The sequence below is a fragment of the Escherichia sp. WS338 genome, from assembly GCF_046486405.1.
Classification (GTDB): domain Bacteria; phylum Pseudomonadota; class Gammaproteobacteria; order Enterobacterales; family Enterobacteriaceae; genus Escherichia; species Escherichia coli.
Map to the genome: position 1 here is coordinate 1 of NZ_JBJQLL010000019.1, position 12,868 is coordinate 12,868.

11 protein-coding genes are annotated in these 12,868 nt (G+C 54.1%); 3 read left to right on the plus strand and 8 right to left on the minus strand.

Features of this window, described 5'->3' with window-relative positions; genetic code table 11:
* Window positions 1–168: 168 nt before the first annotated feature.
* The 8 genes from gltP to nrfA all read right to left on the minus strand — a co-directional run bounded on the left by gltP (window position 169) and on the right by nrfA (window position 8,199).
* On the minus strand, window positions 169–1,482 hold the full coding sequence (gene gltP / locus ACJHWT_RS16730; RefSeq protein ID WP_000789589.1) for a glutamate/aspartate:proton symporter GltP: 1,314 nt from the start codon (window positions 1,480–1,482) through the stop codon (window positions 169–171).
* 341 nt (window positions 1,483–1,823) lie between these two features.
* Window positions 1,824–2,420, minus strand: coding sequence for a heme lyase NrfEFG subunit NrfG (nrfG, locus tag ACJHWT_RS16735; protein ID WP_000812996.1), 597 nt, complete (start codon window positions 2,418–2,420; stop codon window positions 1,824–1,826).
* Window positions 2,417–2,800, minus strand: a complete 384-nt coding sequence (gene nrfF / locus ACJHWT_RS16740) for a heme lyase NrfEFG subunit NrfF (protein ID WP_001032536.1) — start codon at window positions 2,798–2,800, stop codon at window positions 2,417–2,419. Before nrfF ends, nrfG begins: the two co-directional genes overlap by 4 nt.
* The gene (locus ACJHWT_RS16745) at window positions 2,793–4,511 is read right to left on the minus strand and encodes a heme lyase CcmF/NrfE family subunit (RefSeq protein ID WP_410232342.1); all 1,719 of its coding nucleotides are present in this window, start codon (window positions 4,509–4,511) and stop codon (window positions 2,793–2,795) included. The genes nrfF and ACJHWT_RS16745 overlap by 8 nt, the downstream gene beginning before the upstream one ends.
* Window positions 4,512–4,530: 19 nt before the next feature.
* Window positions 4,531–5,487 (minus strand): cytochrome c nitrite reductase subunit NrfD, encoded by a 957-nt coding sequence (gene nrfD, locus ACJHWT_RS16750; protein ID WP_000195169.1) that lies wholly within the window; start codon window positions 5,485–5,487, stop codon window positions 4,531–4,533.
* Window positions 5,484–6,155, minus strand: coding sequence for a cytochrome c nitrite reductase Fe-S protein (gene nrfC, locus ACJHWT_RS16755; protein ID WP_000220283.1), 672 nt, complete (start codon window positions 6,153–6,155; stop codon window positions 5,484–5,486). Before nrfC ends, nrfD begins: the two co-directional genes overlap by 4 nt.
* Complete coding sequence (gene nrfB / locus ACJHWT_RS16760) at window positions 6,152–6,718, minus strand: cytochrome c nitrite reductase pentaheme subunit (protein ID WP_001295391.1); 567 nt, start codon at window positions 6,716–6,718, stop codon at window positions 6,152–6,154. The genes nrfC and nrfB overlap by 4 nt, the downstream gene beginning before the upstream one ends.
* Before the next feature lie 44 nt (window positions 6,719–6,762).
* Window positions 6,763–8,199 (minus strand): ammonia-forming nitrite reductase cytochrome c552 subunit, encoded by a 1,437-nt coding sequence (nrfA, locus tag ACJHWT_RS16765; protein WP_000196879.1) that lies wholly within the window; start codon window positions 8,197–8,199, stop codon window positions 6,763–6,765.
* Window positions 8,200–8,590: 391 nt separating this feature from the next.
* Here nrfA and acs point away from each other — a divergent pair, with 391 nt between their 5' ends.
* The 3 genes from acs (at window position 8,591) to actP (ending at window position 12,800) form a co-directional block, all read left to right on the plus strand.
* Window positions 8,591–10,549 (plus strand): acetate--CoA ligase, encoded by a 1,959-nt coding sequence (gene acs, locus ACJHWT_RS16770; protein WP_000078235.1) that lies wholly within the window; start codon window positions 8,591–8,593, stop codon window positions 10,547–10,549.
* Window positions 10,550–10,839: 290 nt separating this feature from the next.
* Window positions 10,840–11,154 carry a DUF485 domain-containing protein gene (locus ACJHWT_RS16775; protein ID WP_001014565.1) on the plus strand — a complete coding sequence of 105 codons (315 nt, stop codon included), beginning with the start codon at window positions 10,840–10,842 and terminating at the stop codon, window positions 11,152–11,154.
* Window positions 11,151–12,800, plus strand: a complete 1,650-nt coding sequence (gene actP, locus ACJHWT_RS16780; protein ID WP_000832548.1) for a cation/acetate symporter ActP — start codon at window positions 11,151–11,153, stop codon at window positions 12,798–12,800. The genes ACJHWT_RS16775 and actP overlap by 4 nt, the downstream gene beginning before the upstream one ends.
* Window positions 12,801–12,868: the final 68 nt, after the last annotated feature.

The following is a 12,868-nucleotide window of genomic DNA, read 5'->3' on the forward strand; positions in this document are numbered from 1 at the left end:
AGCGTCGCATCAGATATTGATGTCGGATGCGGCGTAAACGCCTTATCCGACCTACAAAATCACCCTAAATCAAGCTATTGCGCAGTCTGGCGTAGGCCTGATAAGACGCGGTAAGCGTCGCATCAGGCATCCACATATTGCCGGGTGGATATCCCCGGCAATCTTCAATTATTGATCCGCAGTTTTATCAAATTTGCCCAGCACTTCGCGCTCATAAGCCAGCGCTTTCTTACGGTCAAATTTGTGTTCCCACTTGGCAATCACCAGCACCGCCAGCGCATTACCCACCACGTTCAGCGCAGTACGCGCCATGTCGAGGATACGGTCAACACCGGCAATAAACGCCAGACCTTCCAGCGGGATCCCTACGCTGCCCAGCGTTGCCAGCAACACCACAAACGACACGCCCGGCACGCCAGCAATCCCTTTCGAGGTCACCATCAGCGTCAGCACCAGAATGATTTCCTGCCAGATGGACAGGTCAATGCCATACAACTGCGCGATGAAAATAGCGGCAATACTTTGATACAGCGTCGAACCATCAAGGTTAAAAGAGTAACCGGTCGGCACCACGAAACTGGTGATCGACGCCGGTGCTCCGTAGGCTTCCATCTTCTCAATAATTCGCGGCAGCACGCTTTCAGAGCTGGCAGTGGAGTACGCCAGAATCAGCTCATCTTTCAGAATACGAATCAGGATCCAGACGCTTAACCCGCACAGGCGCGCCACAATTCCCAGCACGACCAGCGCGAAGAACAGAATGGCGAAATGCACCAGCAGCACCAGTTTCGCCAGTGGCCACAGAGACGAGAAACCAAAGTTAGCCACCGTCACCGCAATCAGCGCAAACACACCCACCGGCGCATAACGCATCACCATGTGAGTCACTTTAAACATGGTTTCAGAGATGGAGCGGAACACGGTCACCAGCGGTTCACGATGCGTCGCGGGCAGGGAGGAAAGCCCCAGACCAAACAGCACCGAGAAGAAGATGATCGGCAGCATTTCGCCTTTCGCCATCGACGCCACAATGTTCGTCGGCACCAGCGACAAAATCGTGCCCATAATGCCGTGGGAACTGCTTTGTACCGCTTCCGTCGTGCTCTGATATTTCGAGATATCGACGGTCGCCAGCTGCGACATATCCACCCCGGCACCGGGCTGGAAGACGTTCGCCAGAGTGATCCCCAAAATGATGGCGACGGTGGTGATCACCTCGAAGTAAATAATGGTTTTCGCGCCAATACGCCCGAGCTGTTTGGCATCACCAACACCCGCGATACCCACCACCAGCGTGGAGATCACAATCGGCACAACAATCATTTTGATCAGATGGATGAAGATATCACCCGCCGGAGAGAGCAAATTGACGACCAGCCAGTCGCGGCTGTCGCTATGGTAGTGCAGGTAGCTTCCCAGGAGAATGCCCAGCACCATAGCAAACAGAATCTGCCAGGCCAGGCTGAATTTTATATTTTTCATCAGAATAACTTCCTCAATGGAGCGCCGTTCCCCGTTCAGAAACGCGAGAACGTGACATACTGCCAGGGCATGAATTGTGTTGCGTTGGTTTGTAGATTTTTTTAACGCTTATGATCAGTATCATTTGCGCGGTATGTTGCGCAACCCTTTAACAACAGAGCTTTTCGCTGCATTAATGCATAATAACGCGAGTTTATGGCAGGATTAATGAATAACCATTTGTTATGGAAAGATTTTTATTTGTTTAATCTGCAATAATACTGATTGGTGATTATTTTTGGCATATGTTCATTCGATTATTTTTTATGCAGCTCAATAACATAATCTTCATCACCAGATGATTAATCTGATCTCCGCTGCAACAATTTCGCCATATTAATCGACTCGACCAGCTGTGTCCGGTTGATCCGGGGTGAGTTGAGATCCATCACTTTTTGCCATAGTTCGATGGCCTGCGCGTAATTCGCCTGCATAAACGCATCGGAAGCCAGCAGCATCAGAGCGGTGATTTCGTTAGAGTCCAGCGCGAGGGCTTTATCGATCATTGCGCGTGTCTGGGCGGTCATATGCTGGCTGGCCTGGTAATAAAGCACCGTCGCCAGCGCCGCATACAGTTCAGCGTTCTCACCACGTAGTTGCAACGCCTGACGGTACGCCAGCAGCGAATTGCTGTAATCGTTTTGCCACAGATAGTACTCGCCCAGTAACGCCCATTGTTCGCTGTTTTGTGGATTAGCGCGGATTTTATCCTGCAATGCCTGAAGCTGAGCTTCCGGGGTCTGCTGGCTGGCAAACTGATGTAGCGGATCGCGCTGACGCTGATACTCCGCATGTACCGCCTGCCATTTTGGACTTAACAGATAACTGCTGACACAGAGAAATACCATCAAAATCGTGAGTGTTGTCAGCATTTTCACCGGTATTTGAGGCTGTTTCATCGCTTCGCCCTCACTCGCCAGAGGATCAGTGCCATCAGCAGTAACAACACCACTGGCAGAGCCCACAATAACAGCGTCTGACCCGTTAACGGTGGGTTATAGCGAACAAAATCTCCGTAGCGTTCGGTCATCCAGCCAATGATTTCGACTTCACTTTTCCCCTCTTCCACCATGGTGTAAACCTGATGGCGCATACTAACTGCCACCGGCGCATTGGATTCCAGTAAGTTCTGATTCTGGCACTGCGGGCAGCGTAACTGGCTGGCAATATTTAACGCCTGTTCCTGTTGTTGCGGATTGGCGAATTGCCAGGTGTCTACAACCTGAGCGCGCGCAAAACAGGTAAATAACAGCAGTAGCGTGAGAAGCCCTTTATTCATCGCGCTTCCTCCCCCGCCATCCGCTTAACAATGCGCCCGCAATCATCAACAATCCTCCCCCCCAGATCCAGCGCACACCGCTTTGTACATACAAACGAAAAGCGTAACGATCCGGTCCGGTTTTCTCGCCCATGACCGCATACCAGTCATGGATGCCGTTCCAGCGAATTGACGGTTCCATCATTTGCTGACGACGTGCTTCATAAAAACGCCGCTCCGGCGTCAGTTCACCAATACGTTGCTGATGGTCAAACAGCGCCACTATCGCTTTTTCGCTGGTGTAATTGCCTTTGGCTTGCAGATCGAGGCGCTCAAAACGGAAGGTGTATCCTGCCAGCGTCACCTGCTGACCCGGCTGTAAATTCAGGCTGATCTCCTGACGGCTGACGCTGGAGACCACGATCCCCGAGGCAAATAACAGCACGCCCGCATGAGCTACCAGCGCCGGAAGCTGCACGCGTTTGCCAGAGACAAACGTCGCCAGCACAATCACCACCAGCATCAACAGACCAAACGGTAACGTTGCGCGGTTAAAATATGGCGCACCAACGGAGAGGCGTCCCCAGCCCAGCAGGCCGTAAATCATCGGATAAAGCGTTCCCACCAGCACGATCAGGAGCACTGCGCAAAACAGCAACAGCGTAGCGAGGATTAACATTTCCCGCGATAACCCCGAAAAACGCACCGCCGGGCCACCGTCCCGCGCTCGCCAGCCATACAGTGCCAGAGACGCAAGGCTAATCAACACAAACAGACTGAACAGCGGTACAGCGCGGACGTTATCCAGCGCGAACGCATGGACCGAAACCAGAATACCAGAACGGACAATCAACGTGCCCAACAGCGACAACATCAGAGTAACTATTGCCAGCAGCAGCGACCAGTGACGGAAAATCCCCCGCTGGCGTGTCAGGGACAAACTGTGCAGCAGTGCAGTGGCAGAAAGCCAGGGTAATAAAGAGGCGTTTTCCACCGGGTCCCAGAACCACCAGCCGCCCCAGCCCAGTTCGCAATAGGCCCACCAGGAACCGAGGATGATCCCCGCCGTTAATGCGCTCCAGCCTGGTCGTGCCCAACGCCAGCAAATTCGGGCGCAGGTACCATCAAACTCGCCGCGCAGTAAACTCGCCAGCGCCACGCTCGCCGCCACCATCAAACCGCCGTAGCCGAGATAAAGCAGCGGTGGATGAAAGATAAGACCGGGATGTTGCAGCATCGGATTGAGATCGCGGCCTTCGATTGCTGGTGGAAATATCCGCACGAAGGGATCGGACCACAGCACCACAAACAGTAGCAGTGCGGCGAGCATGAGAGATAAAACGGCTAGCGTCAGCGGAAATAGCGGATCGGTTTGCTGTCGATAATGCCAGGCAAACAGCGCGCTCCAGGCGGAAAGCAGCAGCACCCAAAGCAGCAGCGAACCTTCATGACCGCCCCACACCGCCGCCAGTTTGAGTTCCCACGACAGCAGGCTATAGCTATGTTGGGCGACATAAATGACCGAGAAATCGCTGATGAGAAAACAATACGTCAGTACGCCAAAGGCGAGCAGCAGGAGCGCGAACTGCGCCAGAATGCCGATGCAAGTGAGTCGCATCATGGCAGGCCAGCGCAACCGCACTCCCGCGAAGGCCGTCAACGGGGTCAACACGTTGACCCCGAGACTTAACAACAATGCCAGAAAACCGACTTCAGGAAGGAATACGTCCAGAAACCACCTCTGTTCTGGCTTACGCCACCGTTAACTGCCCGGCGTAGAGAATGAAAAAGCGCAGCATCAACACGCCGACCAGGCTGGCCCCACATGCCGCCAGCACGGCAGGAATGCCGGAACTGCGATTGACCCACGGTTTGAGCAACATTGGCACAATCAGCCCCAGCCCGGCGACACCAAGCCAGAACCACCACGTCCAGAAACCGCCGCCCAATGCCGCCACCAGCGCACGCACTTTACCGTCATCGCCCAGCGCCAGACCGACAAAAAACGCCACCAGCAAGAAGATTTCACCCCATACCACGGGGATTTCCATACTGTGTACAAAGTGCGCTTCCGTGGAATGCGGGTTACTGCGTTGGCGTATCGCCATGGCGATCAGCGCCACCGCCGCACCGGACGAGATGCCGGAGAAGAGGAACAGCACCGGCAGGATCGGGTTATTGAGGAACGGATACGATTTCAGCGCCGACAGCAGAAAGCCGGTATAAGCCCCCAACAACACCGCCAGCACCAGCATCAATGTTTCCAGTCCGCGATGAACGGGCGTCAGCAGGCTCAAGACCTTTTGCACGATCCCCAGCTTCGGCAACCAGCGTTGTTGCAGGGCAAGCAAATCATGTTCAAAGATTTTCGCCAGCCACAGCACCAGCACCACCATGTAAAGCTGAAACAGCATCACCCCCATCGACATCACCGAGGTAAAACTGTAGTGGAACATCAGCTTCCAGAAGGTCCACGGTCTTGTCAGGTGGAAGACGAGGATCAACAGACCGAGGATCACCGCGCCAGGCCCGACAATCAGCGTGGTGCGCAGCAACGTACTGTCTGCACCGCCTGCCTGAGGGTAGAAGCGACGTAACAGCACGGCCAGCGTCACCAGACCGGCAGAAATACCAATCAAAAACAGGTAGATGGCAATCGGCCAGTCCCACACCAGCGATTCAAAATGAAATGCGGAAGTCTGCGTCATTGGCTCACCTCCCCGTATTTAAACGGTACGCGGTACAGCTTCGGTTTGGTTCCCAGCGCCAGCTTGTAGCGGTAAGTGGGCTTCTGGCGCAGCAGTTGCGAAACCTCACTGTTGGGATCGTCCAGATTGCCAAACGTCAGCGCCTTCGTCGGGCAAGCCTCAACGCACGCGGGCAGCTTACCGGCCTGCAAATTGGTCTTACGGCAGAAATCGCATTTGTCCGCTGTCTTCGTGACCGGATGGATAAAGCGCACGCGGTACGGACAGGCGGCGATGCAGTACTGACAACCGACGCAGAGATCCGGATTAACATCGACAATCCCACTGGCAGCGTCGCGAAAAGACGCACCGGTCGGGCAGACGTCAACGCACGGCGCATGATCGCAGTGCTGGCAAGACTTACGGAAGAAGCGATATTTCACATCAGGAAATTCGCCCTGCGGCTCGCTACGAATAATCGTCAGGCGCGAGACGCCTTCCGGCACCTTGTTCACTTCCCGACAAGCATCCATACAGGCGGTACAGCCGATGCATAACGACTCGTCATGCACCATGCCGTAACGCACCCCATTGATATTCAACGTTTTCGCCACCACGCGTCCTGCGGTGCCGCTGACGGCGGCCAGCACGCCGACGCCGGTGAGAAACTGGCGACGAGACCAGGTCATGGCTGCTCCTTAAGCAACGGAACAGACGCCGGGTTAAAGTTCGGATTGGTGCGTTGATCGCTGTGGCAATCGACGCAAATCTTAATCCGTCCTTTGTCACTTAACGTCTGCATCGTATCTTGCTGTGGATGCAGGGAATGGCAGCTGGCGCACGCCACTTTGGTTACGTGGACATCGTGCGGCCAGAACGCTTTTTGCAACTGTTCCGGCAGATGGCAGGACATACAGACGCTGTTCTGCTCTCCAACCTTGTACATCGGCTCGTTAAAGCGCATCACATCTTTCACCCCTTCGCGGTGTTGCGGTGATGGCTGACCGTGGCAGTTGGTGCAGGTGACCGGCAGTTTGTTATTCGGGTTGATAACAGAAGCATGTTTGCCATGCATACCTTCGGTATCTGGCTTATGACAGTCCAGACAGGCGGCATCCGGGTTACGCTGCTGGGTAACTTCGTAGCGATCATCAGATGCCTGCGCCGCAGGGGTAGCGGTAATTCCGTTCAGGCTCCACAACAGGCCCGACGCCAGCACCCCGGCAGTTAATAACGAACGTAATACGCTCATATTCACTCCATTGTGTTTTCCGCCCCTTGCGAGGCGGAACGGGGTTATTGGCTTAACAGACCGTTTTTACGTGCCTGCTCTTCCCACTGCGGGATCACCGTTTTGATGAAGTCCTGCTTCTCGGCCTTGATTTGCTCCATGTTCAGGCCAATGGCCTGCTGGGCTTTCTCTTTGGTCGAGATATCCGGGATCTGGATTTCATGGGTAATGCCTTTGGTCGCCAGCAGGCGCGCCAGTTTGGTGCGTGCATCCGCCGCTTTATCCATCGCCGTACCGAGCATCCTCAGACCTTCTTCCGGTGCGTGCATATGAATGCCGTGGGAAGCGATCGCCAAATCCCAACGCCACTGGGCATGACGGATATCGTCCTGAATCGGCTTCATTTCGGCTTCCGTTGCGCCTGCATCCAGCGCCGCTTTCGCTTCGAAGTGAGCGTGAACCAGTTGATCTTCAACCTTGATTTTCAGGTCGTTAATCGACTGCTTACGTTCCGCGACCACTTTCTGCAAGGCAGCTTTGTCCTGGGTATGGCAGTTCGCACAAGTCTGGGCGAAGTTATCAAACGGATTACCAATTTTATGGTCGGTGTAGAGTTTGCCTTCGGCGTTCTGCACTTTTGGCATATGGCAATCGATACAGGTCACGTTGTTTTTGCCGTGAATGCCCGCTGTCCAGGTTTCATATTCCGGGTGCTGCGCTTTCAGCATTGGCGTTTTCGACAGGGAGTTAGTCCAGTCAGAGAAGGCAATTTTGTCGTAATACTGCTCCATATTTTCGACTTTCATGCCGTCATCCCACGGGAATTTAACCGCTTTGTTTTTGCCGTCGAAGTAATACTCCACATGGCACTGACCGCAAACCATCGATTGCTGGTCGAAACGTCCGGCTTTCTCAAAAGGTTTACCAATGGCTTCCATCGCGCGAGCCGCATACGGACGGGAAAGGGTTAACTCCGGTTTGCCTTTGGCGAACTCTGGTGAGGCGGTGTTATGGCAATCGGCACAACCTAAGTTGTTGACGATTTCCGGGCCGCCGCGCGCCCATTTTCCGTGGAAGTAGCCATCTTCGCCGTCTTTCTGGATCAGACGCGCCACATCCGGGCTTTTACAACTCCAGCATGCCATCGGTAGCGGACCATCTTCAGCGTTTTTCGGCGCACCGGTACGCAGGGTTTCACGCACATCGGTCACAGCAAAGGCATGTCCACGCGGCTTGTTGTAATCGCGCGAGAAGGGATACCCTGCCCACAGGATCACCAGCCGTGGATCTTCCGCCAGGGCGTCAACACGCTCTGACTGTTCCGAGGTAGCTTTCCAGGAGAGATATTGATCGGGATGCTGCGGGGCAAAGGTTTCATTCTTCGCTTCCACAGTTACAGGTGTTGCGGGAGCAGCCGTTTGTTCAGCGTGAACAGAAGTGAAAAAGAAAAAAGGAATCAATAAGCTGAAGATACGGCGTGCGTTTATTTTTATCCTTGTCATAGGGCTTCATCCGAATTGCGCCATTGTTGCAATGGCGGTTTTTATTGTTTTTCACGACAGTAACCGCACCTACACTGTCATGACATTGCTCGTCCCTATGTGTAACAAATAACCACACTATGAATGTTGTCTTTAATCAATTGTAAGTGCATGTAAAATACCACTTTAGAGTTAGTCAGTATCTTCCTCTTTTTCAACAGCATGCATAACTGCATGTTCCTCAAAGAATTAATCAACTTTTGTTGCTGACCTTCAAAAATTACCCTGCCGTTTATTTGCACAATTCTACTTTTGCGTGATCTGTCGCCCAAATACTAAACAAAACTGCCAATACCCCTACATTTAACGCTTATGCCACATATTATTAACATCTTACAAGGAGAACAAAAGCATGAGTCAAATTCACAAACACACCATTCCTGCCAACATCGCAGACCGTTGCCTGATAAACCCTCAGCAGTACGAGGCGATGTATCAACAATCTATTAACGTACCTGATACCTTCTGGGGCGAACAGGGAAAAATTCTCGACTGGATCAAACCTTACCAGAAGGTGAAAAACACCTCCTTTGCCCCCGGTAATGTGTCCATTAAATGGTACGAGGACGGCACGCTGAATCTGGCGGCAAACTGCCTTGACCGCCATCTGCAAGAAAACGGCGATCGTACCGCCATCATCTGGGAAGGCGACGACGCGAGCCAGAGCAAACATATCAGCTATAAAGAGCTGCACCGCGACGTCTGCCGCTTCGCCAATACCCTGCTCGAGCTGGGCATTAAAAAAGGTGATGTGGTGGCGATTTATATGCCGATGGTACCGGAAGCTGCGGTCGCGATGCTGGCCTGCGCCCGCATTGGCGCGGTGCATTCGGTAATTTTCGGCGGCTTCTCGCCGGAAGCCGTTGCCGGACGCATTATCGATTCTAACTCACGGTTGGTGATCACTTCCGACGAAGGCGTGCGTGCCGGGCGTAGTATTCCGCTGAAGAAAAACGTTGATGACGCGCTGAAAAACCCGAACGTCACTAGCATTGAACATGTGGTGGTACTGAAGCGTACTGGCGGGAAAATTGACTGGCAGGAAGGGCGCGACCTCTGGTGGCACGACCTGGTTGAGCAAGCCAGCGATCAGCACCAGGCGGAAGAGATGAACGCCGAAGATCCGCTGTTTATTCTCTACACCTCCGGTTCTACCGGGAAGCCGAAAGGCGTGCTGCACACTACCGGCGGTTATCTGGTGTACGCGGCGCTGACCTTTAAATATGTCTTTGATTATCATCCGGGTGATATCTACTGGTGCACCGCCGATGTGGGCTGGGTTACCGGACACAGTTATTTGCTGTACGGCCCGCTGGCCTGCGGCGCGACCACGCTGATGTTTGAAGGCGTACCGAACTGGCCGACGCCTGCCCGTATGGCGCAGGTGGTGGACAAGCATCAGGTCAATATTCTCTATACCGCGCCCACGGCGATTCGTGCGCTGATGGCGGAAGGTGATAAAGCGATCGAAGGTACTGACCGTTCGTCGCTGCGCATTCTCGGTTCCGTGGGCGAGCCAATCAACCCGGAAGCGTGGGAGTGGTACTGGAAAAAAATCGGCAACGAGAAATGCCCAGTGGTCGATACCTGGTGGCAGACCGAAACTGGCGGTTTCATGATCACCCCACTGCCTGGCGCTACCGAGCTGAAAGCCGGTTCGGCAACACGTCCGTTCTTCGGCGTGCAACCGGCGCTGGTCGATAACGAAGGTCACCCGCTGGAAGGGGCCACCGAAGGCAGTCTGGTGATCACCGACTCCTGGCCGGGTCAGGCGCGTACGCTGTTTGGCGATCACGAACGTTTTGAGCAGACCTACTTCTCCACCTTCAAAAATATGTATTTCAGCGGCGACGGCGCGCGTCGCGATGAAGATGGCTATTACTGGATCACCGGGCGCGTGGACGACGTGCTGAACGTCTCCGGTCACCGTCTGGGAACGGCAGAGATTGAGTCGGCGCTGGTGGCACATCCGAAGATTGCCGAAGCCGCCGTAGTAGGTATTCCGCACAATATTAAAGGTCAGGCGATCTACGCCTACGTCACGCTTAATCACGGGGAGGAACCGTCACCAGAACTGTACGCAGAAGTCCGCAACTGGGTGCGTAAAGAGATTGGCCCGCTGGCGACGCCAGACGTGCTGCACTGGACCGACTCCCTGCCTAAAACCCGCTCCGGCAAAATTATGCGCCGTATTCTGCGCAAAATTGCGGCGGGCGATACCAGCAACCTGGGCGATACCTCGACGCTTGCCGATCCTGGCGTAGTCGAGAAGCTGCTTGAAGAGAAGCAGGCCATCGCGATGCCATCGTAACCCACAATTGCCGGATGCGAGTCGGTAACGGTTTGTAGGCCTGATAAGACGCGACAGCGACGCATCAGGCGTTGATTGCCGGATGCGGCGTAAACGCCTTATCCGGCCTACATTCGGCAACGGCTGTAGGCCTGATAAGACGCGACAGCGTCGCATCAGGCGTTGATTGCCGGATGCGGCGTGAATGCCTTATCCGGCCTACATTCGGCAAGGGTTACCCAAGCGTTAACCTTCTCCCATAAGGGAGCGGGAATTAAAACAATCCCTACATTACCTCTGGAGAATCTGTGATGAATGGTACGATTTATCAGCGGATAGAAGACAATGCGCATTTCAGGGAGTTAGTCGAAAAACGGCAACGGTTTGCCACCATCCTGTCGATTATTATGCTGGCAGTTTATATCGGCTTTATTTTACTGATCGCCTTCGCGCCCGGCTGGCTGGGCACCCCGCTGAATCCGAACACCAGCGTCACACGCGGTATTCCGATTGGTGTTGGAGTAATTGTGATCTCCTTTGTTCTCACTGGTATCTACATCTGGCGGGCGAACGGCGAATTCGACCGTCTTAATAATGAAGTCCTGCATGAGGTACAAGCATCATGAAAAGAGTTCTGACGGCGCTTGCCGCCACACTCCCTTTCGCAGCTAACGCCGCGGATGCTATTAGCGGGGCCGTAGAGCGCCAGCCAACAAACTGGCAGGCGATTATTATGTTCCTGATTTTCGTCGTGTTTACGCTCGGCATTACCTACTGGGCGTCAAAACGCGTACGTTCGCGTAATGACTACTACACCGCAGGCGGCAATATCACCGGTTTTCAGAATGGGCTGGCGATTGCCGGGGACTATATGTCCGCCGCCTCATTCTTGGGGATCTCCGCGCTGGTGTTTACCTCCGGCTATGACGGCTTAATTTACTCGCTGGGCTTCCTGGTAGGCTGGCCAATCATTCTGTTCCTGATTGCCGAACGTCTGCGTAACCTGGGCCGCTACACCTTTGCCGATGTAGCCTCTTACCGCCTGAAACAAGGGCCGATTCGTATTCTTTCGGCCTGTGGTTCTCTGGTGGTGGTGGCGCTTTACCTTATCGCCCAGATGGTGGGCGCAGGTAAACTCATCGAGCTGCTGTTTGGCCTTAACTATCACATTGCGGTGGTGCTGGTCGGCGTGCTGATGATGATGTACGTCCTGTTCGGCGGCATGCTGGCGACCACCTGGGTACAGATTATCAAAGCCGTTCTGTTGCTGTTCGGTGCCAGCTTTATGGCCTTTATGGTGATGAAACACGTCGGCTTTAGCTTCAACAATCTGTTCAGCGAAGCGATGGCGGTACACCCGAAAGGTGTCGATATCATGAAGCCAGGCGGGCTGGTGAAAGATCCGATCTCAGCACTGTCGCTGGGGCTCGGACTGATGTTTGGTACGGCGGGCTTGCCGCATATTCTGATGCGCTTCTTTACGGTCAGCGATGCCCGCGAAGCACGTAAGAGCGTGTTCTACGCCACCGGATTTATGGGCTACTTCTACATCCTGACCTTTATTATCGGCTTCGGCGCAATCATGCTGGTTGGTGCGAATCCGGAATATAAAGATGCTGCGGGCCATCTGATTGGTGGTAACAACATGGCGGCAGTTCACCTGGCCAATGCGGTGGGCGGCAACCTGTTCCTCGGCTTTATTTCAGCGGTTGCTTTCGCCACTATCCTCGCGGTGGTAGCGGGGCTGACGCTGGCGGGCGCATCGGCGGTGTCTCACGACCTGTACGCTAACGTCTTCAAAAAAGGCGCGACCGAACGTGAAGAGCTGCGGGTATCGAAAATCACCGTTCTGATTTTGGGTGTGATTGCCATTATCCTCGGCGTGCTGTTTGAGAATCAGAACATCGCCTTTATGGTGGGGCTGGCGTTTGCCATCGCGGCGAGCTGTAACTTCCCGATCATTCTGCTTTCCATGTACTGGTCGAAACTGACTACCCGTGGCGCAATGCTGGGCGGCTGGTTAGGACTGATTACTGCGGTGGTGCTGATGATCCTCGGTCCGACGATTTGGGTACAGATCCTCGGTCACGAAAAAGCCATCTTCCCGTATGAATACCCGGCACTGTTCTCTATCAGCGTGGCATTCCTCGGTATCTGGTTCTTCTCGGCAACGGATAATTCAGCGGAAGGTGCGCGCGAGCGTGAACTGTTCCGTGCGCAGTTTATCCGCTCCCAGACTGGCTTTGGCGTTGAGCAAGGCCGCGCGCATTAATCTCCACTAGCCTCTGGTCACCTGACCAACGGTAAAAAGGTGCGATGTACTGCACCTTTTTACCGATT